Raw genomic sequence first — 25,690 nt, forward strand, 5'->3', positions numbered from 1 at the left:
AGATGAAGTTAGCAGAAATATCCATTAAAAGGCCATCGCTGGTTATCGTATTATTTACGATACTTACGCTGGGTGGTTTATTAAGTTACTCCATGATGGGGTATGAGTTGATTCCAAAGTTTGAAACCAATATGGTAACCATTTCTACGGTATATCCGGGAGCTTCACCTGCTGAGGTGGAAACTTCGGTAACCCGAAAAATTGAAGATGCTGTAGGTTCTTTGGAAAACGTGAAAAAAGTAGAATCTTCATCTTACGAAAGTTTATCGGTTATCATGGTGCAGCTGAATACAGGTGCCGATGTAAACTATGCTTTGAATGATGCACAGAGAAAAGTAAATGCTATTTTGGCAGATCTTCCCGATGATGCAGACCCTCCTTCTTTGCAAAAATTCTCATTGGATGATCTCCCGATTATGACTTTGAGTATTTCAAGTAATAAACTGAATAATAAAGATCTTTATGACCTTTTAGATAAAAAATAGAGCCTATTTTTTCCCGTGTAAATGGTGTTGCTCAGGTAGACCTTGTAGGGGGTCAGGAAAGAGAAATTCAGGTAAGTTTGGATGAAAAGAAAATGCAGGGATACGGTCTTGCCATCGCAGATGTACAGCAGGCAATTCTTTCTTCCAATCTGGATTTCCCGACGGGAGCTTTGAAAACGAGGACTTCAAGATCTACGATCAGACTTTCTGGAAAGTATAAAAATGTTGCGGAGATGAATAACCTTGTCGTTTCCAATAAAAATGGAGCTCAGGTTCGTTTATCTGATATTGCAACCGTTTTTGATACACAGAAAGATGTCGAGAAAGTGGCAAGATATAACCAGAATTCAACGATTTTACTTCAGGTTAAAAAACAATCTGATGCCAATGCGGTTTCAGTTTCAGAATTAATTAAGAAAACAATAGCTGATGTTCAGACCAATTATAAAACTCAGGCGATTAAAATAAATATTGTAGATGATACAACAGACTTTACGCTTGAAGCTGCAGACCATGTAATTTTCGATTTATTCTTAGCGATTATCCTTGTAGCGGTAGTAATGTTATTGTTTCTTCATAACATCAGAAACGCATTTATCGTAATGGTTTCTATTCCTATGTCATTGATTGCGACGGTAATTGGAATGTATCTGATGGGATATACCTTAAACCTGATGAGTTTACTGGGACTTTCATTAGTTGTTGGTATTCTTGTGGATGATGCGATTGTAGTTTTGGAGAACGTTTATCGTCACATGGAGATGGGGAAAAGCAGAATTCGTGCGGCATATGATGGAGCTTCGGAAATTGGATTTACCGTAACGGCGATTACATTGGTAATTGTGGTGGTATTCTTACCGATTGCAATGAGTTCAGGATTGGTTGCTGATATCTTGGCACAGTTCTGTGTAACCGTAGTTATTGCGACAATGTTTTCATTATTGGCTTCATTTACGATTATTCCTTGGCTATCTTCAAGATATGGTAAATTGGTACACCTTTCAGGTAAAAACCCTTTTGAGAAGTTTATTCTTTGGTTCGAAAAGCAATTGGAGAAATTCACACACTGGATTACAGGAATTCTGGAATGGTGTTTGAAAACGACATTAAGAAGAGTAATGACGGTTATTATAACATTTATTATTTTGATCTCTTCATTTATGTTGGTTGCATTTGGATTTATCGGAGGTGAATTCTTCCCGAAAATGGATAGAGGACAGTTCCTTGTTCAGATGGAATTACCAAAAGATGCTTCTGTAGAAAAAACCAATCAGGTTACTCTTGCCGTTGAAAAATATCTGAGAGAAGACAAAGATGTTGTAGATATGATCACGACAGTTGGTCAGCAGTCATCAGGTTTTGGTGGGGCACAGGCTACATTGTATCAGTCAGAGATTCAGGTAATTTTGGTAGATAAATCTGAGCGTAATGAAAGTACAGATATCAAGTCTGCAAGAATCAAGAGAGCTTTAGAAGAAAAATTCACAGGAGTTGAATTTAAAACAGCACCGATTGGATTAATGGGAGCAGATAACGCACCTATTGAAATGGTAGTGACCGCTCAGGATAATGAAACAGCAAATAAAGAGGCCAACAGAATTCTAGAGTTACTTAAAAAAGTTCCTGGTTCTGTAGATGCCGAATTATCAACTGACGCCGGAAGCCCTGAAGTACAGGTGAATATCGACAGAGATAAAATGGCTTCTTTAGGCTTAAATCTTTCTAGTGTAGGACAAACAATGCAGACTGCATTTAACGGAAATACAGACGGAAAATTCAGAGCTGGAGAATATGAATATGATATTAATATCCGTTTTGGGGATGCGAACAGACAGTCTATTGAAGATGTAAGAAATCTTATGTTTACCAATCCTAAAGGAGAACAGGTAAGATTGAGCCAGTTTGCAGAAGTAAAAATGGGTTCAGGACCAAGTTTGTTGGAACGTAGAGATAAAGCGCCTTCTGTAAAGGTAAAATCTAAAGTAGTAGGTCGTCCTGTAGGGGATGTTGCCAATGAATGGGCTGCTAAGTTTATGGACAACGAAAAGACCAAACCGGCAGGAGTAAGCTACATCTGGAGTGGTGATATGGAAAACCAGACCGAAGGTTTCGGTACTTTAGGGATTGCATTGATGGCTGCTATTGTATTGGTTTATTTGGTAATGGTTTCATTATATGACTCATTTGTTTATCCGTTCGTGGTATTATTTTCCATCCCTCTGGCATTGATCGGGGTAATGGTTATTCTTGCCATCACCGGAAATTCATTAAACATATTTACCATGCTGGGGATGATCATGTTGATTGGTTTGGTCGCGAAGAATGCCATTATGATTGTCGACTTTGCGAATATGAGAAAAGAAGCCGGTGCAAGTACGCATGATGCTTTGATTCAGGCAAACCACGCACGTCTTCGTCCGATCCTTATGACCACTATCGCGATGATCTTCGGTATGATACCGATTGCAATTGCAAAAGGTGCCGGAGCAGAAATGAACAACGGATTAGCTTGGGTAATTATCGGTGGTTTGACATCATCTTTATTCCTGACTCTAATTATTGTACCGGTAGTTTACTCATTATTTGACTCTATCTTAAGAAGAATGGGCAGACATGAAAAAGTGGATTATGAAGCTGAAATGAAGGCTGAATATGAACACAAAGAACTAAGTGAAGACGGTTACACACCGAAACACGTAGACTAAAATATAACAACCTTTAATTAACCGAAAGCGCCTCAGATTTTCTGAGGCGCTTTTTTATATCTATGTTTTTAATTGAGTTGCTTACTTCTGATTGTGCCGCCAATGGATAAATTTCTGGGTTGATTGTGGATCACTTTTGAACCAGAGATTCATATTCTTTAAAAGTTCTGCTTTTTCTTTGGAGATGATCATATTGCTTTTCAGAATTTGTTCCTTATACTTTTTCAGAAAAAGAAAATATACTTGTAGGTCTGCTAATATTGCTCTGAAAGCAAAGGTAACTACAAAAGAAAAGATCTGGGGGCTTTTAAAAAATAAAATTGCCGGCAGAATGCAGGTTCATGAACAGTTTATTGAAAATAAAGAGGATTTGGAAATGATTAGAAGAAATGCCATAGAGGTTGAAAAAAATTTAAATCCTATCGAATTAAGTATATACTGAAAATACCTTTTTTAAGATATTTCTTTTACAAAAAAAGCTTTCAGAATACACTGAAAGCTCTTATATATTGTAATATAAAAAAATTAGTCTGCCATTACTTCTCCAGACTTTCTATACACGAAATTTCCGTAGATATGTCTTCTTGCAAAACGGCTTGGTGAATCAGCGTTGACCATTTTGATGTAGGTATTTCTTGGAACTCCCATATACTCATACATGTTTCCATTCAAATGCTGAACAGTCAAAATCGATTTTTCAAGATAAAAATCCTGAATGTTAGATTTTGTAGTCGTTTCTGTGTATTCTTCTTTATATTTTTCCTGTGTTTCGGTATTAATGCTTACCAAAAAATGGTAGGCTTCAATCACAGACTTGCTTTTTTCTTCAGCTTCAAGTTTTCCAGCCTCATCATTTATGAATTTATCAGGATGTGTATCTTTCATCACATTTCTGTAAATTGTTTTCAATTCTCTTAAAGTAACATTTTTATCTACCCCAAGAAGTGTTCTGTGTTCACCAATTTTTTTCATATCTCTAATCCTTATTTTCGGGGTGCAAAATTAAGGATTTTAATTTGATAAACCATAACTTATTCATTATTAATTTATTTAGCACCTTATAAGATGAGAGTATGATCATGATTATAGAAGTATGAAATTTGTACAATTAACTTTTACAATTAGTTAAACTCCGAATACAGGTTTTTATTCAATTTAAAATAAATAAAACCGTTCTTAAAATCAATTACAGTATTGAATCTTTTTAAAAACTGATTTCCAAAAAATCCCGCCATTTTTTCTGTAGAATCAATTCCTTCTGTAGAGCCAGAAAGTGTGATTGGCAGGTTATAAAGATACTTTTGTGCGAATTTTATAGCCGGGCAAAGGACAACGGGCATTTCATACACAGAGCCATCTGAACCCTGGGCAGTAGCTTTTCCTATAGTCTTCATGGTTTTGGACAAAGCATTGTTTTTCGCAAAAGGAGAAGCTATAGTAAGCGCATCATCCGCACCGCTGTCGAGTCCGAAGAGCCCAGAATATTCTTTACCATTCACGATAATACTGCTTTCTACAGAAGGGTAGTTATCCACCATATGAAGTTTCATTTTCTCATATCCTGCCAGGTCAATGGAAAAATTACTTTCTTCATAAAATCGAATTTCGTTTTTATGGTAATCAACTTCAATGATTTTTCCCATCATCAGATCTGTTCCGAAAACCCCGTCAAAATTGGCAGAATCATAGGGGATAAGAGTAAACTGGATATCGTTTTTCTGGATATTTCCAAACTGTACGGTATTGTGGCTGCTGTGTTCCACGATATTCACACCGTTTGATCCTTTGTTTTCAGATTTTCCATCTATTTTCAGCGGTACTTTTTTCTTGGAGTTGATATTGATCACAGAACCGTCAGCACCCGTATCAAACAGGAACTTAATGCTGTCGGTTTTATTCACTTTACAATACACATAAATGGAATTGTTTTCCAACGAAAAAGGAATGACAGTTGGTGATTTTTGAGCAGATATAACGGTACAAAATAGCGATGTCAGGAAAATAACAATGAGTTTCATGTAAATGGTTTTTAGATGGGCGAAAATAAATGGAATTATCGCTTTCCCAAAGAAATAACAGACCATTAACTCTCCTTTAACCGTTCCTTAACCGTTCTCAATTCTATTATCCCACAACTTATTCTCATAAAAAAACAGTACCCAATCCGGATACTGTCATTATATTTTAAATAATTAAATCTTTTAATCAACCCTACGGCTCATCACAAGTTCTCTTCAGTTTTGTAAAGATCTTATCAAAATCCTTGTAAGACGTTTCTTCATCATTACGTTTTTGTCTGAAGCTGCTGTTGGCACAGTTGTGAAACCCCAGGCCAATCATATCGATCAAAGCATAATCTTCCTTTTGCGGATCACTCATCTTGGTATTGAATCTTGACATTACCCCCTGTGGATCAGAATTATTTTTGCTTTTAAGCTCAATATAGTTTTTCCAGGCTGCAAACATCTTTTCTCTGTCAGGAGAAGATATAGCGTCAATCTGCTCTCTGCAGGTATTATAATATTTACTGTTTTTAAGGGTGAAAGGATCAGAATATGCGATAATTTCTTCTTTATTCAGCTGGTATTCGTTTTCAAATGATTCCATGACTTCTTGCTGAAGCTTTTTCCATCTTGGAAGATCAATTATTTTAAGGCTGTACAATTCCTTTTTCTTTTCCTCATATTGCTTTTCAAGATCCTGTAAATAAGTTTCTCTGTTTTGACGGATTTCTTCAAGCTGGGAAAGTTTAAAAACAGGTCGGGTATCAAATACAACTCCATTGAATTGGTATAAAAGCTTATTGACTCCGTCTATTTCTTCTTTATTATATTTAGCCGAGTCAAAATACCCTTGATTGTCACAATTAAAAGTCTGATAGCTGTAAGGAGTCAGATTGTTTGCTTTAGCAGGAGTTTTTTGCCCCCATATAGTAATGGATAAGGCCAAAGCAAGCCCAATCATCATTTTTTTCATGCACATAACTTGTTGAAAGAATCCGAATTTTCTGAATTTCTATGCAAAATTAAGGCTTTAAATTCGAAATCTAAAGGATTAAATAGATTTTTTCAATTGATTTTGCAAATTTTATATAGTTTTTGTACCATTATTCTAAAATTGTACAAATTGAAGAAAATAGAATACTAAAAAAAGGGTGAAGAAAACGGAGATTAGGGTAGTTTTTTACTTAGTAATAGTTACTTACCTCAATGAGATTCTGATCCGGATCGCGAAAATAAACCGATTTTATTTTTCCCACAGCTCCGGTTCTGTCTACAATTCCTTCAATGATATCCACATTTTTCTGCTTGAGTTCCTCCATCACATCATCAATGTTGGTCTGAGCAATGAAACAAAGATCTGCAGAACCACAGGTCGGGCTTTCTGCTTTGGGCTCAAATTCATTTCCTTTCTGATGCAGATTGATTTTTTGATTTCCGAAAATCAGAGCTTTTCTGTTGTCTCCAAAAGTAACCTCTTCAAATCCCATTATTTTAGTATAAAATTCAATGGTTTTATCAATGTTGGCCACTGTTAATACAAGATGGTCCAGATTCTTTATTTCCATAATTTATCTTTTGTTTTACTCATAAATATCGATCAAAAGTAAGTTTATTTATAAGCCTGTTATTACTATTACTGATTGTTTTTTTGGATTTAAAATAATAGATTTACACAAATTAACACAAAACCATGATATATTATTTTTTTCTTTTATTTATTATCGCTGTTTTTGGAGGGATCGCTTATCTGATGATGCGTTTTTTCAGTAGATGGACCCGGAATAATAAATATGAAGTGATTTTTAACACCTTATTATTTATCGGATCATTTTTCCTGGTATCATTTCTCAGTCTCTATATTTTCTTCTCCACTGTTGATTTTTCCAGGTAAGACTGCACTTTTTCTGAGAACTAAATAAGCAATGAAAAGGTTTATAAAAAGAGCTGCCCAGACATTCAAACCATAAAAAAGCTGGTAATCATGATGCTCTTCATTATAAAACAGATTTTTAACGATTCTGAAAGTAATGGCTGTGGTAGTTACTGCATAGCTTAGAATCATATAAGTTTTATGCCTGCTGACATTTTGTTTTTTGATAGAAAGTACAGCAGCAACGGTGAAAAAAGCCCAAAGAATATCCTGTATCAGAAATCCTGTAATTCCGATAAGTCCTCCGTTGGAAAAAATTCCCAGTACAAAACATGCCGGAACATTGATGATAAGAATGTTGTAAACATATATTTTACCAATGATTCTATGAAGCTTTCTGTTTTCAACCAAAAAACGACTCGAAAACTGGGTCAGACCAGCTAAAAGGCAAAGTGTGATTGAAAAGATATGAATGTAGAAAAAAGCCATCCAGTAAGGATTGCCTACTACCTGCTGCTTAAAAGCCAGAAATCCAATATTTTTGTCAAGAGAGGTGTACTGCGAAATAGTTTTCAGCATCAGAATACTGAAAATAAGAATTGAAAATAAACCGGTTGCTTTAATGATTTTTATTCCCAAAGACTTTATCTTTTCTGATTAAAAATATTGAATATCTAATCTTTCAAAACTTCCCTGATCTGATTTTCCAGATCTTCCATATTTTCAAATTTTCTCAGTTCTATAGTTTTCCCTGTGCTTCTCAGTTCTGTAATAATATCAAGAATCAGTTCTAAAGGCTCTGCTTCATAACCGAACATATTATTGTCAAAATTGGTTCCCACGATAAGCCCGTCAATATTCATTCCTAAGCACCAGTTTTCCAGGAATTCATTCAGGGGAATAGAAGAAGCCTCATACTGATTCCACTCGTTTTCTATACACGATTTTGCTCTTGCAGCATCTGACCAGAAACAAATGATCTGTACGGGGTTACCGTCTTCATACTCTATTTCGCTGGAGTAGGAGGTAGCATATCCTTTTTCATCCTTTAAAGCATAGACTATTTCTGTCTCACTAATTTTTTTGATAAAGTCTTTATGGCGGTTCTGAACCGTAATATGGTCTTGAAGCATTATTTTTAATTATAAATGATTAGTTATGAATGATGAATTGGCTGTTGAATGGTAAGTCTTATATTTTATGAAATTTCACTGCTGTTGATATGAATAATTTGGGGATTTTGACCATCTGAATCTCTTTTAGATCTACCGTAAAGTCCTATTTCAAGATCATTTGGGGATTCATTGTCCAGTTCGGAAGGATGTACATACGTATACATACCATATCCATGCCCGGACACCAACCATCCTTCAGTAAGGGTTAAATGAATTACATTGAAATCACCGGCAGGACCTCCGGCAGAAACCGGGCCGAATTCTTTCATTAATTGTAATGCTTCCTCTTTTACATTTTCGATAGTACTGATGTCATCAAAAATAATATAAGTGCCATTTTCAAAAAGAACCCAATCCTGAAATTTGGGGTTAATGGCAAGCTTCACATGTTCAATCATCTGTTAATAGTTTAAAATAAGAGTTATAAGTTAATAATTTTATTTAAATATGCAGTTTTTAAGTATCGATCATCATTGATATCTCATTCCTACAATATCCCTTTGATACGTAAGTGCTGCAAAAGCATAATTGTTTTAGCATCCTTGATTTCTCCGGTGTCGATCATGCTAAGGCTTTGCTCAAAAGGTAATTCCAGAACTTCTATATTTTCTCCTTCTTCTTCCAATCCACCACCATCATTAATTTTCATTTCATGAGAATATTCTGCAATAAAGAAATAGAGTATTTCTGTCACAGATCCGGGTGACATATAGGCCTCAAATATCTTTTCAACTTTGGAAATTTTATAACCGGTTTCTTCTTCTGTTTCTCTTTTTATGCAATCTTCCGGATTGTCATTGTCCAAAAGTCCTGCACAGGCTTCAATAAGCATTCCCGTAGAGTTTCCGTTGATGTAAGTAGGCAGTCGGAATTGTCTGGTTAAGATAACCGTGTTGGAAGTTTTGTTGTAAAGAAGAATAACAGCCCCATTTCCGCGGTCATACGCTTCTCTGCTCTGGGTTTCTGTAGTTCCGTCTTTTTTTGAAACGGAATAGGTAACTTTATTTAAAGTATACCAGTTGTCTGAAAGAATTTCTGTGTTTAATAAGGTTATATTAGGATTTTTCATTAGGAATAAATAGGTGTAAAATTTTTTTAATTGAATATGATGTTCTATTGTGCGGTTACTTCTTTAATAAATCTTTTAAAGCCTCAGTAAGATCGGGAAATTTAAAATGAAAGCCTGCATCCTGAATTTTCTTTGAGGAAGCTCTTGAACCTTCCAATATAGCGGTAGCCAGCTCTCCAAATATCAGTTTTAAAACAAAACCCTGAACATTGGGCATAAATAAAGGCTTTTCAAGTACTTTTGCGATTTTTTCTGTCAGATCCCGATTGGTGGCATGCTGTGGCGAAACCGCATTATAAGCGCCTTCAGCCGTTGGATTTTTTAAAACAAATTCATAGATAGAACAGATGTCCTCGATATGAATCCATGGCATATATTGTTTACCGCTTCCTAAGGGTGAGCCGATATAATATTGAATCGGAGGAATCATTTTTTTTAAAGCTCCATCTTTCTCAGAAAGTACGACAGCAGTCCTTATTTTGACAACTCTTTCAGCCAGATTTTGTTCCTTAAATTCATCAGCTGCTTTTTCCCATAGAACGACAACCTCACTTAAAAAATCATTGCCCCGCGGATCGGTTTCAGTATAAATCTTTTCTGAAGTTTCGGTACCGTAAAAATTGATTCCTGAAGCTGAAATAAAGGATTTGAGCTTTATATTTTTTTTCTTTAAAGTAGTTCTTAGTAACTCCGCTGAATCAACTCTGCTGGAGATCAGTTCTCTTTTTCTTTCCGTTGTCCAGCGTTTTTCTGAGATATTGGCACCCGCAAGATGGATAATATGAGAAACATGATCTAAGGCAGATTCATCCATACTTCCTTTTCTGATGTCCCATTCATAGTCATAATCATGCTTCTTTTTTCGGGTCAGAAACCTGATTTCATATTCCTTACCTATTTTTTTTGCCAGTTCTTTGGCGATCATACCACTGGCTCCGGTGATCAGAACAACTTCTTTCATAATATTCTATTTAAGGTGTGTAAGGTTTTATGCCTGGTTTTTTACAATCAGCACAAAGTCTTCTTCCAGAAGTTTATAGCCGTAATCATAAATAAACTTGTATTCAGAACCGTTTTTATAAACTTTCAGGTTGGTGAAATAGTCAAAATCAAAACCTAAGCCATCCAGTCTGGCTCTCGTAACTTTTGTTTTACCATCGGTATTGATTTCCATAAGGATACGGTAGTTCTTGCGGAGTTTGTTGTTCACATTCCGCATCAGATTGCTAGAATCCTTATTCTGCTTATTGTTGTAGGCATTCCGGCAGGCGTCGTTGCAGAATTTTTTATCTGACCTTCCGATTATTTTCTCGCCACATTCCAGACAATTCATTATTTATTTTTTTATTTTGTGAGCATGGGTGTGTCTTTTCTTCAGCAGCTTTTTAAACATGCTGTGAGTAGGATAGCTTCTGTTGGGCGTAATATTATTAAAAAATAAGGCTACAATGAGAAGGATAATACATCCTGAAAGAACAGGAGAGATGACATACCAATATCCTAATTCCGGAATTTTTCCCGTAGAACTTACCGCAATCAGAGCAGTAGCACCACCTGGCGGGTGCAGGGTTTTTGTATACTGCATCAGTACAATAGAAAAAGCCACTGCCAGAGGAGCCGAAAGCCAGATGATATCTGGGATGAATTTATAGACTGTAACCCCCACTAATGCTGACAGAACATGTCCGCCTATAAGATTTCTGGGTTGTGCCAGCGGACTCTGAATGGCTCCATATATAAGAACACTTGAAGCTCCAAAAGAACCAATCAGAAATATATTCTCCGTTTCCGTTAATGAATGAGATTGGATAAATGCGATGATTCCAATCCCAAAAAATGCACCCAGAAATGACCAGAAATGTTCTTTGTAATCTACAAGCGTTTCTTTATAGATCACATATTTGGAAACTCTGAACGTTCTTTTTATTGTCTTCTTCATTTAGTCTTCTTTATTTTTTATAATTTCAATTAAGTTTTCTACAAACGGACGGGTATAAATCCCATTTTTATCATAATCAGGATCTAAAATGGTAATCTCGATCCCGAAGCACAACGAACTTTGAAATAAAGGTTCCAGTATTTCTCTGAGATCTTCGTAGATGATACCGTCCTCCATTCTGCTGTCTACAGCTGGCATTACCTCATCTTTCAAAATATCTACATCAAAATGGATGAAAAAACCATCCAACCCTTTTTCATTGACCATTTTCAGGAAATTATCAGCCGTTTTTCGGAAACCATTCTTTCTAAGCTGATAGAGATCAAAATAATGTATATCGGAATTGACGATCTGGCTGACGTATTCCTCATCATCCGTTTCTGCATTTCCACAGCAGAAAATATTTTCCTCGAATATGTATGGTTTTAAACCATTGATATTGGTCAGCTTTTCATGGCCTGTTCCGGTAATGATGGCGAGATCCATTCCTGCGATGCCTCCGGTTTCAGAAAGTTCCGGCGTGATAAAGTCTGTATGTCCGTCAAGATAAAAAAGTCCGAAATTTCCCAGCTTTTTCAATGCCATTGCATTTCCGATCAGGATGCTGCAATCTCCTCCAAGAATAATATTGAATGTATCTTTTTCGTAATTATTCAGAATACACTCAGCTTGCTTTTTTGCATATTCAATAATAGGGTCTGCATTTCTGACATTTGACTCCTTATCAAAATCCATAGAATACTTTGGAGCTTCAAGCCTGAAAACATTTTTAGGAGCAATTCTACTATGAAAATCAAATTTCCTGAGCCAATCCGGAAGTTTTCGAACCCCGGGTTCTGTCTCATGTTCCTTTTTTGTAAGTCCCAAATTGAGAGGAAACTCAAAAATATTGATGTCCCTTTTCATAGATGAATTTTGACAAAGATACGGAATTATCCGTTTGTAAATGGATAGGATTCAGCCTTCAAAGTTTTTATTGTACTTACTTTTTATTTGATTTATGGAAAACCGTAATAAGATCTTTTGAAAGAAATATATATTGCAATCTGTAAATATTTAAAAAATAAATAATGAAATTATTAGTTCATTCAAAAAATTCTGTAAAACTTAGAAATGAAATAGAGAATTATCTAAAAAGTGATGAGAGTACATGGTTGTACATCGATGATTACGAAACAATTTCAGGCACAACCCGACCGGTATTTACGCACAAGTCACCCAATTATAAGAATAAAGCAAAATTTGCTGTTTACAATCAGCCAGATTCGGATCAGGTTTTGTTCTATTTTACTGATAAAGAAAGCTCTAAGCTTGAAGCACAATATATGGGAATGCTTATTCCTTTGGTTATGAATAATTTTCCTAATTATTTTACTTCGATATCTGTAGAGAAATAGGTAAGAAACGATTGCTAATGACTATGATCATTCGGAAAATTGAGATTTAAGTTTCGCTATTTAAAGTAAACCAATATCTTAATTTTTCCGGGTGATTTTCTATGAATTTATATTAAAAAAATTAAAATACTTTAATATTATAAATGGCTTTCAGCCCCGAAGTCACTGGAGATGGGTTGTTATCCTGCAAATAATTTCCTGCTTTGAAATAAACAGATTCTGATTTCCAGCTGTCTCCCAGTATGAGGGTGGTGTTTTTTAAATTAATTTTCACTCGTACATTTAAGCTCTCAAAATATTCTTTAAGCCGAAAAATTATATTTATGATTAGCGGGCTTACATTATTCTCTCTGAAATATATAATCCGGAATTATTCCATAAATAGCATAATTACGAACAGCAAGCTCACGGATAACTTCTGGGATTGATTGAACAGTCATTCTATAAACAAAACCGTAGTCTTTTTCTAAAATAAAGTTTTCTTTTCCAATATAATTATCGATGATTTCTTTAACTTCTCCTTTACTTGAAGGGAATACCTCAATATAAACTGAATATTTTTGATCTGAATAATCTAATGGTGTCATATATTTTTTATTTAACTGAAAATTAATTCATTTCTAACTATATTTTAAATTAATAATAAATTCTTTCTAGGCCGGATCCCGAAGTAATAGAAGTCTAAAAGAGTAAGTTGATCCTCGTAATAGTTTGTTGGGATATGCGAAAGTTTTATTATAGCTGTATACAATTTAAGTAATTCTTCTTATTGCAAGATAAGTCTTCTCTTCCAATAAGTTATTACCAGTAATTCGTAATTAATTACCAAAATACAGTTCAATTTAGAGTTTGCTTAGATGATGCTAATATCCTAATAAACGTTAATAATAAACAAGGTAAGAGCTTTTATATTATTCTTTAAAATTTAACATTCCGATATAAATTTTATTCTAAATTTATATATTAATAAAAAGGGAGTTATTAATATATAAATAACTACAGAATGGTATATAGTGTAAATATTAAAGATATTACCTCTATGATTGATCCTGAATGGATCAGCAATGAATACTTTATATCAAAGGGCGAACCCAGCTTTGAAATCTATCCTCATAAAGTACGTACAAACTTTTACTTGCTTTTTCATATGGTAGAAGGCTGGATGGATGTCAGAATAGGGGAAGGCGAAATTGTTCGCATAGAAAAGGGTATGATGCTTGCTATTTCACCGGAAATTACAGCACAGGATATTGCTTGCAGCGATTCTTACACTGCACATGCTATCTGTTTTACTAAAGATTTTATTCTTAAAAATATTGCAGGCAAATATACTTTGGATTTCTTTACTTACTTTTCTTATAATGCTTATCCTATTATTAAAGTTAATGATGAAAACAAAATTAATCTGCTTCAGTTATATAATATAATGAAGAGCAAAAGATACGAAATAAGCTCTGAAGCCCATCTGGACCTTCTAAGAGCATTATTTTTCTCTTACCTATACGAAGCTTTAATTATATATAATATTAGAAACGGCGAAAATGATAATAATCCATTTAAACTGTCGGTAAAAGAAATGGATATTTATATGAGTTTTAAATTATTGATTTCTAATAATGTTCAGCACAATCGTGATTTAAAATTCTATGCCTGTGGGCTTTCTGTTACTCCAAAACATTTAATTAAGCTTATTAAAAATATTACCGGTAGCACCCCGAAAAATATTATTAATGATTCATTAATTGCATTAGCAAAGAATAGGCTTACATATACAGCTTCATCTATTTTATTAATCTCAGAAGAATTAAATTTCAGTAGCTCACCAGCATTTTGTAGGTTTTTTAAGCAGAAGACCGGGATGACTCCTTATGAGTTTAGGAATTCTACTTCCTAAAGCTTATTATTTCTAAATCACTGAAAAATCCATCTGAAGATTTTTCTTTCCAAGTTTGCTGAACTTTACTCATGACAGCGGACATAATTCTCATTTTTCCAATAATTTCATTTTGAGCTCTAAAAAAAGAGCTTTTTTTATGAATTAAATTACTGAAAATTACAATGTACCAATATGGTAATATTGTGCGATTTTAAGGTAATGCTTTATTTATTGAGGGAAATTATCTTTGTCACATAAATAAAACACAAATTGGTATTTATACAATTGTTTAAAACGGTAAATCGACTTTACCCTTAGGGTTATTGGAATGAATTTCTGACCACTAGATTCACATGAAATTGAACTGACACATAATTATAAAGTTATACAAATGAATTATTGTTTTTTTTAATATTTCATATAAAAATAACATACTAAAAAAACTTATGAAAAAATTATTATTTCTATCGATACTGATGGCTTTTTCTGCTGTCTATTCACAGGTTGGAATTAATACAGCAACACCTCATCCAAGTTCTGCCCTGGATATTGTTGGCATTAATAAAGGGGTCCTGGTCCCGCGTATTTCCAATCTTTCAAGTATAGTACAGCCTGCTACCGGGCTCCTGGTGTATGATTTGAATAGAAAATGTCTGAGTCAGAATACCGGAACTCCATCTGGTCCTGATTGGATTTGCATAAGCGGAAATATTGTTAAATTTTTCTACATGCCCTCAGTTAGTGTAAATACCTCAACTACAGGAACAGGAACTCTCAATTTATATAATCTATATAAAAATCAATTTTCTGCACCCAGAGTAGTCAGTGCCGGTGCTCCTTCCCAGATCCCATTTTTTCCTTCTCCTGCGGAACTATACTATTATGTTACGGACTATGATACTTCTGTTTTTTCTAGTGTGTCAATTAATGCGAGTGGGGTCATGTCATATAATGTTACTGCAGTAGCTACCGCATGTTCATATATAAATATTGTTTTTGTGGTCAAATAAATACTCAAATGATGAAAAAAAAGATATTCTCAACTGCAGTCCTTTTGTTTTTCTTAAGCATATTGCCATTACATGCGCAGGAGATTGTTCAGCTTCCCTCACTAGGCTGTGGAAGACTGTTAGATGTCAACAAGTTTGGAGCAGACCGGGGTGCCGAAGGAACTATACTAAACCCCGGAACATGCCGGGCCAGAATTGGAAGGGTAGCTGAAAATCCATCTGCGATGGCAGACCCTAATGTAAATTCCTATGGAAGGTTAAATGTAGGGATCGGCGCAGCAATAAGTTGCCGTATGTTTCTGGCAGCATATCGGGATGATGGGGTTAAATTTCCTGCTCAAAAACCAATATATGTAGATATTGAGGCTCAGGGTTTTAATTTTAATGCAAGTATAAATAACGCAAATGTGGTATTCTATAATGGAAGTAGCCTTGTGAGTCGTCAAAGTATAGGAGGTAAATTTTTTTTTGATTTTGGAGGAAATGCTGCCCGTAAATTAGTGAAGTTTATCCCACCTGCTCAATGGGACAGAATTGAAATTGAAACAAGGGAATTTGCTGGAATAGGTTTTACCTTTTCAGAAATTAAGGTCTACAATATTTTTTCAGAATTTTACAGGTTGCAGAATTTAATTTTTAACCAGCAACCTACAGACAAAACTGTAATTGTAGGGGGCAATACAAATATGCAGGCCAACATTGTGATCAATGATGAAATACCCATCCCTATTTTATATCAATGGCAGGTTAATACAGCAGGTAGTTGGGGCAATCTTCAGAATAATGGAATATATAGCGGTGTTAATACACCCTCTCTTCAGATAAATAATATTCCTGCAAACTTCGATGATAATCGGTACAGACTAACAGCTCAGTCGAAGTTTGGAACCTGTTTATTTAACGGAACTTCAAACGAGGCCTTACTCCGGGTGAATTTTGTATCGGGTGGAGAGATAAGTGCTAATCAAGCTCTGTGTATTGGAAAAGATGATGATCCTGCAGCATTTATTCAGATTACAGCAGCCTCAGGATTGGGGAACTTAGCCTATCAATGGGAATCCTCACCCAATAATGTGTCTTTTACTGCAATATCCGGAGCAACAGCTCTGTTATATGATCCGCCACCTGGCATTGTACAGACTACTTATTACCGTAGAAAAGTTAGTTCAACACTTAACAGTACAGTAGTATCAGCTTACACGAATGTTCTTAATGTTTCTGTCGTAAAATGTTATTTGGATTGCATCATATCTAATAAAATGACTACAACTTTATTAAAGAATTAAATTTTCCCAATAAAAAATTGACCAAAGATTCCTTACAATAATCTTGATGAAAAGAATAATTTATTGACTAACTTTAATTTGGTAAATAGCCACGGTTCCAGATGTTACCGGAGTTTTATTATCCTGAAGATAATTCCCTGCTTTAAAATATACAGATTCAGATTTCCAGATTTCTCCAAGATTGAAAGTAGTAGTTTGTTGATTAATAGTGACCTGAATCTCCAAATTATTTTGCTGGATACTATAATCAAAGATCTGTCCTAAAGATATTTTTTTCAATAGGGTAGTACGTTGCTCCTTACCTTCAACTTCTTTTTTAAATCCAGCCTGAATTTCCCCATTATTCCACCATATTTTTACAGCTTCTGTACCCTTGGAGCTTCCATGGATCTGACCAATAATGATTTTCCCGGTGCTGGGCTGCTTTAGAACAGCCATTTTAACCTGCAAATTATGCCTGTTTTCAAAATGCCATTCATCTATCTGGCGTAATTCCGTTCTTGGATAATGAGAGCCCTGAGTAGTTTTTCCATCTGAAGAACAAAAAAAACGAATGCTTTTATCCTCAGTTGAATAATAGAAATTTTCTGACGAAAATTGAGCAAGCTCCGAACCCTTAATAATGGTAATAGAATTGTTTTTTTGAATCGGGAGCTGAAGATTAAAGCCTTTCAGATCAAACTGTGTGGTAGGGACTGTAGTATAAGTGGTTTTTTGTGCATGAAAAAGAATAGGACACAATAATCCGCAGTGTACTATGATTTTAAAAATGTTTTTCATAGTAAATTTATTACTGTTAAATATATAATACGAATGTATATAATTTCTTTGATAATAGCTTCAAATAAGGACTAATTTCTATTGATCTCTTGTGCAAAAAAAAGGAAGCCAATGAGACTTCCTGCTTTTAAATGCTAAAATTTAAAGATTATGCTAAAACCAATTCCTCAGTATAGACAAGGCCTTCATAACAAGCATTATAAATGGCCTTTAACTCCTCTAAAGAAGGTACTCTAGGATTGAACCCTGTACAAGGATCCGCCAGTGCATTGGCTGTGATATAGTCAATGTTTTTATCCCAATCCTCTCTTGAAATTCCGAATTCTTTAATCGCTGACTGATTGTTAACCTCTGAACGTAACGCCTCGATTGCCTGAGCAAGATCTTCAGCCGTTTCTTTACCTATTACTCTGGCTAAATCAGGGTAACGTTCTGTAGCTTGGGCGTTATAACGGATAACATTAGGAAGGAAAATAGCATTTGATGCACCATGAGGAATTCCATATAGAGCTCCAACCTGGTGAGATAATGAGTGAACAATTCCTAACCAAGCATTATTGAATGCCAGACCTGCCATAAAAGAAGCATCGTGCATATTCTGACGAGCTGTAATATTGGTTGGGTTTTCTACCGCTTCCTTTAAGTTATTGAAAACAATCTCAAGTCCACCTTTTGAAAGTGCATCTGCAATATTATTATCAATATTAGAAACAAAAGCCTCTACACAATGGGTTAATGCATCAAGACCTGTATTTGAAGTAACGTGGGCAGGCATTGAAGCGCAAATCTCCCCATCTACAATAGCAATATCCGGTGTTAATTCATAAGATACGATAGGATATTTTACCCCTTTTTCTCTGTCCGTAATCACAGCAAGACCTGTTGTTTCGGTTCCCGTTCCACTTGTAGAAGGAATAGCAATAAACTTTGCTTTATTTCTTAAAACCGGAACCGTGAAAGGTTTAATCATCGCATCGAAATCAGCACCGGGATATTCATAAAATACCCACATGATTTTAGCAGCATCAATGGCAGAACAACCTCCTAATCCGATAATCCAATCCGGCTCAAATGCTTTGATCATTTCAGCTCCTTTCATACATGTCGCTGATGATGGATCTTCCTCTACACCTTCGAAAATTTGAGTTTCGATTCCTGCTTCTGTAAGGTAAGCAATCGCTTTATCAAGAGTTCCGCTTTTTCTCATAGAGCTTCCTCCTGTTACAATGACTGCTTTTTGCCCTTTAATATTTGCTAATTCTGAAAGACTTCCGGCACCATGAAATACTTCTCCTGCAATAAATAATTTGCTCATTTTTTTTGTTTGATTTTAATGAGACAAAATTAGAAAAGGCCAAAAGGACGATGCTATACAAATAGGATTATGTGTTATACATTTGCGCCAATTCCTGCTGAAGAGCAGTAGGCGTTTCCTTCAATTTTGCTTTTACAAATTTGTTGAGGGCAGAAGGGGAATTAAAACCAAGGTCAAAAGCAATTTCCTTATGAGAAAGATCAGAAAACATCAATTGTCGCTTAATCTCCATTAAAATTCGGTTGTGAATGGCCTGAATTGCAGTTTCTCCACAATGCTTCTTCGTGATAGCATTTAATTTTTTTGGAGTAATGGCCAGTTCATTAGCATAGTATTGTACGGTTCTGTATTGTTTATAATGTTCATTCAATAATTTTTTAAAACGGACATAAACAGGTTTGTCAGCGGTTTCTTTGTACAAAATAGGATGTAACCCATGAACAGACTCAATTAAACCTAACAGAAAAATTTTGATCTGAAACCTTGCCTGCTCTTTTTTGATGAGACTTGGCTGTTGATAAATTCCTTGAATGATGGATATCGAATATAAACTCTGCTGGAAATCTTCTGAAGATAAAACAGTACAATGAAGTTGTGTAGAAAGATTGACATTATAAGTACTCAGTTCGTTTTTCAAAATATCCGAACAGAACAGTATTTCTTCAAACAGAATGATTTTTCCTTTCAAATCATCGCTTGTATCAGAAATAAAATGAACCTGCTCCGGAAATACTACAGAGATTTTTCCGGGTTTTAAAAAATGAATTTTATCCTCAATATGAAGTTGTAGTGTTCCCTTTTCAATGACGATAATGAAAAAATGGTCTTTCTTGTGAGGTTGATCATAATCTTTCAAATATTCATTAGTCAAATCAAAAACCCGAAAAGAAAGATTCTTATCTTCTTCCTTCTGAATATTCTTTTTAATTTCTAGCTTCCTCATAAACTCATTTCTTTATATTAAAACACACACGGTGCATTCTTTAATATGGAACAGAATGCAAAAATAATTTAAATCAAAATAAAATAACCACAAATGCATGAATAAAAAGAATTCCTGCATTCGTGGCTAAAAAAAACAGAATAGAAAATAATCTATCCTGATTTATATATAAGTTGAAGAAAATCGTTTACTGTTTATTTTTCAGTTTATTGATTTCTTCTTTCAGTAGACTGATATATTCCTGTAGATTTTTAATGATTTCTATGCTTAATTCATTACTGATATATCCAATATTGTTGGCAGAAAAATTACTGTTGCCAACGTTTGCTCCAGGGCTGTCATTAAATACAGGGTTTTCGATAATAATCCTAGCATCCTCTTCTTCGTAAATTTCCTCAACAGGAACATCTAAAAAATGAGCAATCTTGGTCCATTCTGTCTGTGTCATTGATACAGCACCGCTTTCTTTTCTGCTATAATTGGAAACGTCAGTCGGGATCACATCAGCCAATTGCTGCTGAGTGTAACCTTTACTTTTTCTTACTGTACGTAGTTTTTCTTTTTGCATATCAGACATTTTTACAAATTTGCAAAAAAAAATTAAATTAAGTAGAAAAAATCCTTTGTAATACATCTATTTTTCAATGTTTTTAAACTAAGAAAAATATTTTAGAAGATGTTTTTTTATCTTCAAATTTTTCATTTTACAATAGAAATTAATCTCTGTAATCCTTATAAATCCTATTTTATATAGGATTTATTTTATTTCATTATCCATTTTCAAACGACTACAAACGGATTTAAATAGTTTACAACCGACTGTGATTTGATAACGTCGCAATCTTTGCAACAGAGATTTGAGAAAAACAGTGAACGTCTCTTATCTGAATTATTAATCTTTAAAATCTAAAAGTTATGTCACTAAGAAACAAAGTAACACTAATTGGTTACACAGGTAAAGAAGTTGAAATGGTAAACTTCGACAATGGAAATGTAAAAGCAAGCGTATCCTTAGCAACCAGTGATCATTACACGAATGCTAAAGGAGAAAAAGTAGAAGAAACGCAATGGCACAATCTTATTGCATACGGGAAAACAGCAGAAATTTTTGAAAAATATGTTCCCAAAGGAAAAGAAATTGCCATAGAAGGAAAGCTTACCTACAGATCATATGATGATAAAGATGGGGTGAAGCGGTATATCACGGAAATTCGTGTAGATGAGATTTTATTATTAGGAGGAAAATAATTCTAAAAACACAAATGATGAAAGTAAAAGTTTTTAAGATCAGACTTCCGGAAGAATTACTCTACAGAGATCAGAAAATACTGGATGATTTTCTGGAAAGAAACGAAATTATAAAAGTGGAGACTGCTTTTGTAAACGATGAATGTTATTGGTCTGTGATCTTGTATTTTGAAGAACTTAAATTAGTCAAAAATACAGTGAAAGAGCCAAAGGTGGTTAAATACTCTGCGGATAATGATTTCCTGAATCCCGATGAAGAACAAATTCTCAATGCCCTGAAACTTTGGAGATCGGAGAAAGCGAGAGAACAAAATTTGCCTACTTACTTCATAGCAAGTAACAAAGAGCTGATGTCTGTAGCCAAGTATAAACCTGCCAAAAAAGAAGAACTGCTGGAGATCAAAGGTTTCGGAAAACATAAGATTGAAAATTATGCTGAAGAAATATTGGAAATCCTTGAAAGTGTATGATTTTTCGGAATAAATGATCTTGTTAACTTTGCGAGCTGGAGAAGATTGCTTCTCCAGCTTTTTATACTGTGTAAAATTCCTTGTAATTCCGTACTTTTGTGCTTATCAAAATGACATACAACAAATGAAGCCAAGTTTAGCAAAAGGGACGAGAGATTTTACAGCACAGGAAGTTTCCAGAAGAAAATATATCATCAATATTTTACAAAATAATTTTGAATTATTCGGGTTTCAGCCATTGGAAACACCAAGCTTTGAAAATCTGTCTACATTGACGGGAAAGTACGGAGAAGAAGGTGACCGTTTGATTTTTAAGATTTTAAATTCGGGAGATTATACTTCTGAAGTCAATCAGGAAGACTGGGATAATAAAAACCATCAGAAGCTTACTTCTCAAATTTCAGAGAAAGCTCTTCGATATGATCTTACAGTACCCTTTGCAAGATTTGTGGCTATGAATCATGGAAAGTTGACATTCCCATTCAAACGTTCTCAGATTCAGCCGGTTTGGAGAGCTGACAGACCTCAGAAGGGAAGATACAGAGAGTTTTATCAATGTGATGCAGATGTTGTAGGAAGTGAGAGCTTATTGCAGGAAGTAGAGCTGGTTCAGTTGTATCTGAAATCTTTTGCAGATCTGAAAGTTCCGGTAACTATTCATATGAACAACAGAAAGATTCTTTCCGGGTTGGCAGAATATGCAGGAATCACAGATAAACTGATTGACTTTACGGTAGCATTAGATAAACTGGATAAGATCGGAAAAGAAGGAGTTGTAAAAGAACTATTGGAAAGAGAAATTGCTCAGGAATCTATTGATAAACTGGATTTCCTATTCAGTCAGTCAGACGATGCACTGGAAAACCTTCTTCAGCTGAAAGAAAAATTTGCAGGAAATGAAATCGGTCTGAAAGGAGTAGAAGAACTTGAATATGTTCTTACACAGTCTCTGAACCTTGGTGTGGATATGCAAAACCTTATATTCAATATTACGTTGGCAAGAGGACTGGATTATTATACAGGAGCTATCTTTGAAGTGAAAGCAGATGAAGTTGCTATGGGATCCATCGGTGGTGGAGGGAGATATGATAATCTTACAGAGGTTTTTGGAGTGAAAAACATTCCGGGAATAGGAATTTCATTCGGATTAGACAGAATTTATCTGGTCATGGAAGAATTGAATCTTTTCCCTGAAGAAGCATCTTCTAAAATAGAATACCTGTTTGCTAATTCTGGAGACGAGGAAACAACAGAAGCTTTGAAACTGATCATGCAGCTAAGAGCAAAAGGAATCTCAGCGGAATTATATCCTGAAAATGCCAAAATCAATAAGCAATTTACGTACGCAGAAAAGAAAGGAATAAAGAAAGTGGTTTTCTTGGGTGAAGAAGAACTTAAAAATAACACCGTTACTTTTAAAGATCTTGAAGCCGGAGAAAAGAAAACGGTTTCTTTAGAGGAATTCTTAGGGCAATAATACGATACACATATTAAAAAATAAATCAACCACAAAAGCTATTTTTGTGGTTGATTTATTTGATGGATGCTAAGATTTAAATATTTTTGATCTTTAAAATTGGTTTAGAATTTGTAATTTGGATCGATATTATTAAAACAGAGTTAAAAATAAGCTCTGTATTCACTAAAAAACTTTTAAACATAAAAACCAAATGAACACTATTTGCGCATTGTGTGGAACACCACTTACAGCAACAGATATGCTCGTAGGTAAAAATAAACTTGCAGATGGCGGTTACCTATGTGCCGGATGCTTTACGAAAGCAGTTAATATCAACAGAGACCTCATCAATAATCTCGATCAGTTTTATTTTGCAGAAATTACAGGAATGATTTTGAAAAGTAAAATTGATGCAGACCAGAGCCAGGGAGGATCTCAATATACAGCTGGCAGTCGTTATGAATATGATGCACCTACCAGACTGGATGAAATCAAAGATCAGATTGTAGCTCTTAACGCAAGACTAAGTGTTCTGGCGAATGAAGAGGTTAAAGAACTACCTACTGTTCTGGACAGAGATGAAAGACTGTTGGCCATTGCGGAAGGCATAGACCTTCAAAGCAACAGAGAAGGGATTATATTTTCAACCCAGAAAAGAGTTGCCTTTATTGATAAAAATTTCTGGGAGGAGTTGTTAAGAATGAATTTCAAATTCAGGATATTTCTTCCATTGAGCATATTGAAAACCTTTTGTATTCAATACTAAAGATCAATACCTATGGAGGTTCTACACAGTTTAAATTGCACAATAAAAATGACGGAAGAGCATTTTCAAATGTCAAAAGTAAAAGCATGAACTATTCCGAAAACGAATTCAGACCGGATCCAAGCCCATTACATGCATTTTCTCAAACGATTCCGGATTTGGTGCAGGAAAATGTATACAGTACGAATAAGGAAGATTCAGGAACTATTCTTGAACAATTGGAAAAATTTGGTAAGCTCAGAGAAAGTGGAATCTTGACAGATACAGAGTTTGCAGAACAAAAGAAAAAACTGTTGGATAAATTATAAAAGAAGAAGAAATGAGTAATAATTGTGCATTGTGTAACGCAGAATTAACATCTATGGATACGCTCTTGGGAGCTAATAAGCTTTCAGATGGCAATGTTTTATGCAATAAGTGTTTGAACAAATCAAGCAATATTAATGAAGAATTGCTGTACAATCTTAATAAATTCAGCATTGATGATATTCATAAAATGCTGAATGTTGAAATAGCAGAGCCCGTTCAGACATTGGTAACTCCAGAACAAAACCTGCCTGCAGCTATAGATTCAGGATCTCGTCAAATTTCAAAAGAGGTTTACAAAAGGAGACAGCAGAAAATAAAATATGAACTTGAAAAGCTGAATGCCAACCTCTCTATATTTACCAAAGGAGAAATCAAAGAACTTCCCTTTCTGATTTCAGAAGATGAACAAATAACAGCAATTACAGATGCCCAGTTTGTCAATACACTGGCTGCAGGAATACTGGTGGCGACTTCCAAAAGAATGATCTCTGTTTCAAAAGCAATGTTTGGAGCAGCAACGATCAATGATTATTCTAATGAAGCCATCAAAAGCGTAAGTTTTGTAACGGATCCGAGATCTCCAATCATTAAATTACATCTTGATGAAAGAATAGTAGAGTTTGAATGTTTTATGGATAAAGATGATGCAGAAAACTTCTACGATAAGATAAAATCAATTTATAATAATCCTCAGGAAACATCTTCAAAGCGAATTGATAATGTTGTCAATAAAGGCGCTTCATCAGAAGAGATTCTTAACCAGCTTGAAAAACTAGGAAAACTGAGAGAAAACGGAATCTTAACAGATACCGAATTTGCTGAACAGAAAAAGAAGCTATTGGAGCAATTAAAATAAACTTCTAATGTCAAATCATGAAGGACAAAGTATCTGCAGAAATAGTAGAAAGTTGGCTTAAGGGATGGTGCTTATCAAGAGAAGTATCTTTTCCTGTTCAATATAAATCCGGATTCAAAGTGATTGTAGGAGATGAAAAACAAAAAGAACGTTTTGTATTTCCTGAGCTTAATGACGATTTTTTCCAACTTGCCCATTCAATTGATGTCCCGTGGATTCATCTGAAAGTATCTACTTCCCCTGATGAATTGATGGGAAAAATTCCTGAAAGATGGCAATTACAGGCACAAGGATATTTGATGACTTGTTTTCATCAGATGACATTCCCCGAAATCAGTCTTGCAGAAGGATATCACTTAGAATTTTCTGAGTACAATACAACTTTTGTGGTAAGAATTGTAGCTGAGAATGGTGAGCAGGCCTCAATTGGGCGTGTCTCTTTGATAGATAATGTTGCTGTTTATGACAGGATTGTTACCGAAATAAATCATCAAAGGAAAGGACTCGCTACTTTTTTATTAAAAGAATTGGAGAAGATAGCTTTGTCTAAAAGAGTTACAAATAATCTTTTAGTAGCAACAGAAGAAGGAAAACGATTGTATGAAACTTTAGGCTGGAAGATGTACTGCCTGCACACTTCTGTAGTGATCCCTTCAAAAATTTAATATTTTTATTGAATTAAAACTTTTATTACTAATAAATAGTAATTTAGACCCATAAACTAACACT

At 34.7% G+C, this 25,690-nt stretch carries 29 protein-coding genes and 1 pseudogene; 12 read left to right on the plus strand and 18 right to left on the minus strand.

Annotated elements, in window-relative coordinates; all coding sequences use genetic code 11:
• Positions 1 to 2 precede the first annotated feature (2 nt).
• A pseudogene (locus LF886_RS11690) lies at positions 3 to 3,190 on the plus strand (efflux RND transporter permease subunit).
• A gap of 525 nt (positions 3,191 to 3,715) precedes the next feature.
• Here LF886_RS11690 and LF886_RS11695 read toward each other — a convergent pair.
• The 12 genes from LF886_RS11695 to LF886_RS11750 form a co-directional block, all read right to left on the minus strand.
• Positions 3,716 to 4,162: a KTSC domain-containing protein gene (locus LF886_RS11695; RefSeq protein ID WP_236854241.1), complete on the minus strand. Its 447-nt coding sequence runs from the start codon at positions 4,160 to 4,162 to the stop codon at positions 3,716 to 3,718.
• Positions 4,163 to 4,311: 149 nt separating this feature from the next.
• Positions 4,312 to 5,208 (minus strand): retropepsin-like aspartic protease, encoded by an 897-nt coding sequence (locus LF886_RS11700; RefSeq protein WP_236854242.1) that lies wholly within the window; start codon positions 5,206 to 5,208, stop codon positions 4,312 to 4,314.
• 193 nt (positions 5,209 to 5,401) lie between these two features.
• The gene (locus LF886_RS11705) at positions 5,402 to 6,166 is read right to left on the minus strand and encodes a hypothetical protein (RefSeq protein WP_152288934.1); all 765 of its coding nucleotides are present in this window, start codon (positions 6,164 to 6,166) and stop codon (positions 5,402 to 5,404) included.
• Between the two features lie 211 nt (positions 6,167 to 6,377).
• Positions 6,378 to 6,758: a VOC family protein gene (locus LF886_RS11710; RefSeq protein ID WP_236854243.1), complete on the minus strand. Its 381-nt coding sequence runs from the start codon at positions 6,756 to 6,758 to the stop codon at positions 6,378 to 6,380.
• A gap of 275 nt (positions 6,759 to 7,033) precedes the next feature.
• Positions 7,034 to 7,702, minus strand: a complete 669-nt coding sequence (locus LF886_RS11715; RefSeq protein WP_236854244.1) for a DUF2306 domain-containing protein — start codon at positions 7,700 to 7,702, stop codon at positions 7,034 to 7,036.
• Positions 7,703 to 7,737: 35 nt separating this feature from the next.
• The gene (locus LF886_RS11720) at positions 7,738 to 8,196 is read right to left on the minus strand and encodes a DUF2750 domain-containing protein (protein ID WP_236854245.1); all 459 of its coding nucleotides are present in this window, start codon (positions 8,194 to 8,196) and stop codon (positions 7,738 to 7,740) included.
• Between the two features lie 65 nt (positions 8,197 to 8,261).
• Complete coding sequence (locus tag LF886_RS11725) at positions 8,262 to 8,636, minus strand: hypothetical protein (protein WP_202980633.1); 375 nt, start codon at positions 8,634 to 8,636, stop codon at positions 8,262 to 8,264.
• Between the two features lie 89 nt (positions 8,637 to 8,725).
• Positions 8,726 to 9,307 (minus strand): GDP-mannose pyrophosphatase NudK, encoded by a 582-nt coding sequence (gene nudK, locus LF886_RS11730; protein WP_236854246.1) that lies wholly within the window; start codon positions 9,305 to 9,307, stop codon positions 8,726 to 8,728.
• Between the two features lie 55 nt (positions 9,308 to 9,362).
• Positions 9,363 to 10,268, minus strand: coding sequence for a TIGR01777 family oxidoreductase (locus tag LF886_RS11735; protein WP_236854247.1), 906 nt, complete (start codon positions 10,266 to 10,268; stop codon positions 9,363 to 9,365).
• Positions 10,269 to 10,295: 27 nt separating this feature from the next.
• Complete coding sequence (locus LF886_RS11740; RefSeq protein WP_103233509.1) at positions 10,296 to 10,640, minus strand: hypothetical protein; 345 nt, start codon at positions 10,638 to 10,640, stop codon at positions 10,296 to 10,298.
• Positions 10,641 to 10,643: 3 nt separating this feature from the next.
• On the minus strand, positions 10,644 to 11,246 hold the full coding sequence (locus LF886_RS11745; RefSeq protein WP_236854248.1) for an HPP family protein: 603 nt from the start codon (positions 11,244 to 11,246) through the stop codon (positions 10,644 to 10,646).
• Positions 11,247 to 12,152 (minus strand): arginase family protein, encoded by a 906-nt coding sequence (locus LF886_RS11750; protein WP_236854249.1) that lies wholly within the window; start codon positions 12,150 to 12,152, stop codon positions 11,247 to 11,249.
• Positions 12,153 to 12,316: 164 nt separating this feature from the next.
• Between LF886_RS11750 and LF886_RS11755 the strand changes: the two genes are divergently transcribed.
• Positions 12,317 to 12,643 (plus strand): hypothetical protein, encoded by a 327-nt coding sequence (locus LF886_RS11755; RefSeq protein WP_236854250.1) that lies wholly within the window; start codon positions 12,317 to 12,319, stop codon positions 12,641 to 12,643.
• A 121-nt stretch (positions 12,644 to 12,764) separates the two neighbouring features.
• On the opposite strand, the gene LF886_RS11760 is transcribed toward LF886_RS11755, so the two are convergent.
• Positions 12,765 to 12,917 (minus strand): polysaccharide lyase family 7 protein, encoded by a 153-nt coding sequence (locus tag LF886_RS11760; protein WP_236854251.1) that lies wholly within the window; start codon positions 12,915 to 12,917, stop codon positions 12,765 to 12,767.
• A gap of 67 nt (positions 12,918 to 12,984) precedes the next feature.
• Positions 12,985 to 13,230, minus strand: a complete 246-nt coding sequence (locus tag LF886_RS11765) for a hypothetical protein (protein WP_236854252.1) — start codon at positions 13,228 to 13,230, stop codon at positions 12,985 to 12,987.
• 416 nt (positions 13,231 to 13,646) lie between these two features.
• On the opposite strand from LF886_RS11765, the gene LF886_RS11770 reads away from it, so the two are divergent.
• The 3 genes from LF886_RS11770 (at position 13,647) to LF886_RS11780 (ending at position 16,815) form a co-directional block, all read left to right on the plus strand.
• Positions 13,647 to 14,537, plus strand: coding sequence for a helix-turn-helix domain-containing protein (locus LF886_RS11770; protein WP_236854253.1), 891 nt, complete (start codon positions 13,647 to 13,649; stop codon positions 14,535 to 14,537).
• A 428-nt stretch (positions 14,538 to 14,965) separates the two neighbouring features.
• Entirely contained in the window at positions 14,966 to 15,529 is a 564-nt protein-coding gene (locus LF886_RS11775; RefSeq protein WP_236854254.1) for a hypothetical protein, read from the plus strand.
• 8 nt (positions 15,530 to 15,537) lie between these two features.
• Positions 15,538 to 16,815 (plus strand): hypothetical protein, encoded by a 1,278-nt coding sequence (locus LF886_RS11780; RefSeq protein WP_236854255.1) that lies wholly within the window; start codon positions 15,538 to 15,540, stop codon positions 16,813 to 16,815.
• 60 nt (positions 16,816 to 16,875) lie between these two features.
• Here LF886_RS11780 and LF886_RS11785 read toward each other — a convergent pair whose 3' ends face one another.
• The 4 genes from LF886_RS11785 to LF886_RS11800 all read right to left on the minus strand — a co-directional run bounded on the left by LF886_RS11785 (position 16,876) and on the right by LF886_RS11800 (position 20,421).
• On the minus strand, positions 16,876 to 17,595 hold the full coding sequence (locus LF886_RS11785; RefSeq protein ID WP_236854256.1) for a polysaccharide lyase family 7 protein: 720 nt from the start codon (positions 17,593 to 17,595) through the stop codon (positions 16,876 to 16,878).
• A 148-nt stretch (positions 17,596 to 17,743) separates the two neighbouring features.
• Positions 17,744 to 18,910, minus strand: a complete 1,167-nt coding sequence (locus LF886_RS11790; protein ID WP_236854257.1) for an iron-containing alcohol dehydrogenase — start codon at positions 18,908 to 18,910, stop codon at positions 17,744 to 17,746.
• Between the two features lie 67 nt (positions 18,911 to 18,977).
• Positions 18,978 to 19,853 (minus strand): AraC family transcriptional regulator, encoded by an 876-nt coding sequence (locus LF886_RS11795; protein WP_236854258.1) that lies wholly within the window; start codon positions 19,851 to 19,853, stop codon positions 18,978 to 18,980.
• A 187-nt stretch (positions 19,854 to 20,040) separates the two neighbouring features.
• Positions 20,041 to 20,421 carry a helix-turn-helix transcriptional regulator gene (locus tag LF886_RS11800; RefSeq protein WP_236854259.1) on the minus strand — a complete coding sequence of 127 codons (381 nt, stop codon included), beginning with the start codon at positions 20,419 to 20,421 and terminating at the stop codon, positions 20,041 to 20,043.
• Between the two features lie 347 nt (positions 20,422 to 20,768).
• On the opposite strand from LF886_RS11800, the gene LF886_RS11805 reads away from it, so the two are divergent.
• From LF886_RS11805 to LF886_RS11835, 7 genes are all read left to right on the plus strand, one after another.
• A complete protein-coding gene (locus tag LF886_RS11805; RefSeq protein ID WP_236854260.1) occupies positions 20,769 to 21,101 on the plus strand; it encodes a single-stranded DNA-binding protein in 333 nt (110 codons plus the stop codon).
• 14 nt (positions 21,102 to 21,115) lie between these two features.
• The gene (locus LF886_RS11810; protein WP_236854261.1) at positions 21,116 to 21,571 is read left to right on the plus strand and encodes an HRDC domain-containing protein; all 456 of its coding nucleotides are present in this window, start codon (positions 21,116 to 21,118) and stop codon (positions 21,569 to 21,571) included.
• A 124-nt stretch (positions 21,572 to 21,695) separates the two neighbouring features.
• Positions 21,696 to 23,048 carry a histidine--tRNA ligase gene (hisS, locus tag LF886_RS11815; protein WP_236854262.1) on the plus strand — a complete coding sequence of 451 codons (1,353 nt, stop codon included), beginning with the start codon at positions 21,696 to 21,698 and terminating at the stop codon, positions 23,046 to 23,048.
• Between the two features lie 193 nt (positions 23,049 to 23,241).
• Positions 23,242 to 23,796, plus strand: coding sequence for a hypothetical protein (locus LF886_RS11820; RefSeq protein WP_236854263.1), 555 nt, complete (start codon positions 23,242 to 23,244; stop codon positions 23,794 to 23,796).
• Positions 23,781 to 24,104, plus strand: coding sequence for an SHOCT domain-containing protein (locus LF886_RS11825; RefSeq protein WP_236854264.1), 324 nt, complete (start codon positions 23,781 to 23,783; stop codon positions 24,102 to 24,104). The genes LF886_RS11820 and LF886_RS11825 overlap by 16 nt, the downstream gene beginning before the upstream one ends.
• An 11-nt stretch (positions 24,105 to 24,115) precedes the next feature.
• A complete protein-coding gene (locus tag LF886_RS11830) occupies positions 24,116 to 24,961 on the plus strand; it encodes a PH domain-containing protein (RefSeq protein WP_236854265.1) in 846 nt (281 codons plus the stop codon).
• A 17-nt stretch (positions 24,962 to 24,978) separates the two neighbouring features.
• Positions 24,979 to 25,626 carry a GNAT family N-acetyltransferase gene (locus LF886_RS11835; RefSeq protein WP_236854266.1) on the plus strand — a complete coding sequence of 216 codons (648 nt, stop codon included), beginning with the start codon at positions 24,979 to 24,981 and terminating at the stop codon, positions 25,624 to 25,626.
• The last annotated feature ends 64 nt before the right edge of the window (positions 25,627 to 25,690 follow it).

The sequence above is a fragment of the Chryseobacterium sp. MEBOG07 genome (assembly GCF_021869745.1).
Taxonomy (GTDB): domain Bacteria; phylum Bacteroidota; class Bacteroidia; order Flavobacteriales; family Weeksellaceae; genus Chryseobacterium; species Chryseobacterium viscerum.

Coding starts and splice junctions, on each gene's coding strand:
- LF886_RS11695 (WP_236854241.1), bottom strand. CDS start 4,162: ATGAAAAAAATTGGTGAACACAGAACACTTCTTGGGGTAGATAAAAAT.
- LF886_RS11700 (WP_236854242.1), bottom strand. CDS start 5,208: ATGAAACTCATTGTTATTTTCCTGACATCGCTATTTTGTACCGTTATA.
- LF886_RS11705 (WP_152288934.1), bottom strand. CDS start 6,166: ATGAAAAAAATGATGATTGGGCTTGCTTTGGCCTTATCCATTACTATA.
- LF886_RS11710 (WP_236854243.1), bottom strand. CDS start 6,758: ATGGAAATAAAGAATCTGGACCATCTTGTATTAACAGTGGCCAACATT.
- LF886_RS11720 (WP_236854245.1), bottom strand. CDS start 8,196: ATGCTTCAAGACCATATTACGGTTCAGAACCGCCATAAAGACTTTATC.
- LF886_RS11725 (WP_202980633.1), bottom strand. CDS start 8,636: ATGATTGAACATGTGAAGCTTGCCATTAACCCCAAATTTCAGGATTGG.
- nudK (WP_236854246.1), bottom strand. CDS start 9,307: ATGAAAAATCCTAATATAACCTTATTAAACACAGAAATTCTTTCAGAC.
- LF886_RS11735 (WP_236854247.1), bottom strand. CDS start 10,268: ATGAAAGAAGTTGTTCTGATCACCGGAGCCAGTGGTATGATCGCCAAA.
- LF886_RS11740 (WP_103233509.1), bottom strand. CDS start 10,640: ATGAATTGTCTGGAATGTGGCGAGAAAATAATCGGAAGGTCAGATAAA.
- LF886_RS11745 (WP_236854248.1), bottom strand. CDS start 11,246: ATGAAGAAGACAATAAAAAGAACGTTCAGAGTTTCCAAATATGTGATC.
- LF886_RS11750 (WP_236854249.1), bottom strand. CDS start 12,152: ATGAAAAGGGACATCAATATTTTTGAGTTTCCTCTCAATTTGGGACTT.
- LF886_RS11755 (WP_236854250.1), top strand. CDS start 12,317: ATGAAATTATTAGTTCATTCAAAAAATTCTGTAAAACTTAGAAATGAA.
- LF886_RS11765 (WP_236854252.1), bottom strand. CDS start 13,230: ATGACACCATTAGATTATTCAGATCAAAAATATTCAGTTTATATTGAG.
- LF886_RS11770 (WP_236854253.1), top strand. CDS start 13,647: ATGGTATATAGTGTAAATATTAAAGATATTACCTCTATGATTGATCCT.
- LF886_RS11775 (WP_236854254.1), top strand. CDS start 14,966: ATGAAAAAATTATTATTTCTATCGATACTGATGGCTTTTTCTGCTGTC.
- LF886_RS11780 (WP_236854255.1), top strand. CDS start 15,538: ATGATGAAAAAAAAGATATTCTCAACTGCAGTCCTTTTGTTTTTCTTA.
- LF886_RS11785 (WP_236854256.1), bottom strand. CDS start 17,595: ATGAAAAACATTTTTAAAATCATAGTACACTGCGGATTATTGTGTCCT.
- LF886_RS11790 (WP_236854257.1), bottom strand. CDS start 18,910: ATGAGCAAATTATTTATTGCAGGAGAAGTATTTCATGGTGCCGGAAGT.
- LF886_RS11795 (WP_236854258.1), bottom strand. CDS start 19,853: ATGAGGAAGCTAGAAATTAAAAAGAATATTCAGAAGGAAGAAGATAAG.
- LF886_RS11800 (WP_236854259.1), bottom strand. CDS start 20,421: ATGCAAAAAGAAAAACTACGTACAGTAAGAAAAAGTAAAGGTTACACT.
- LF886_RS11805 (WP_236854260.1), top strand. CDS start 20,769: ATGTCACTAAGAAACAAAGTAACACTAATTGGTTACACAGGTAAAGAA.
- LF886_RS11810 (WP_236854261.1), top strand. CDS start 21,116: ATGATGAAAGTAAAAGTTTTTAAGATCAGACTTCCGGAAGAATTACTC.
- hisS (WP_236854262.1), top strand. CDS start 21,696: ATGAAGCCAAGTTTAGCAAAAGGGACGAGAGATTTTACAGCACAGGAA.
- LF886_RS11820 (WP_236854263.1), top strand. CDS start 23,242: ATGAACACTATTTGCGCATTGTGTGGAACACCACTTACAGCAACAGAT.
- LF886_RS11830 (WP_236854265.1), top strand. CDS start 24,116: ATGAGTAATAATTGTGCATTGTGTAACGCAGAATTAACATCTATGGAT.
- LF886_RS11835 (WP_236854266.1), top strand. CDS start 24,979: ATGAAGGACAAAGTATCTGCAGAAATAGTAGAAAGTTGGCTTAAGGGA.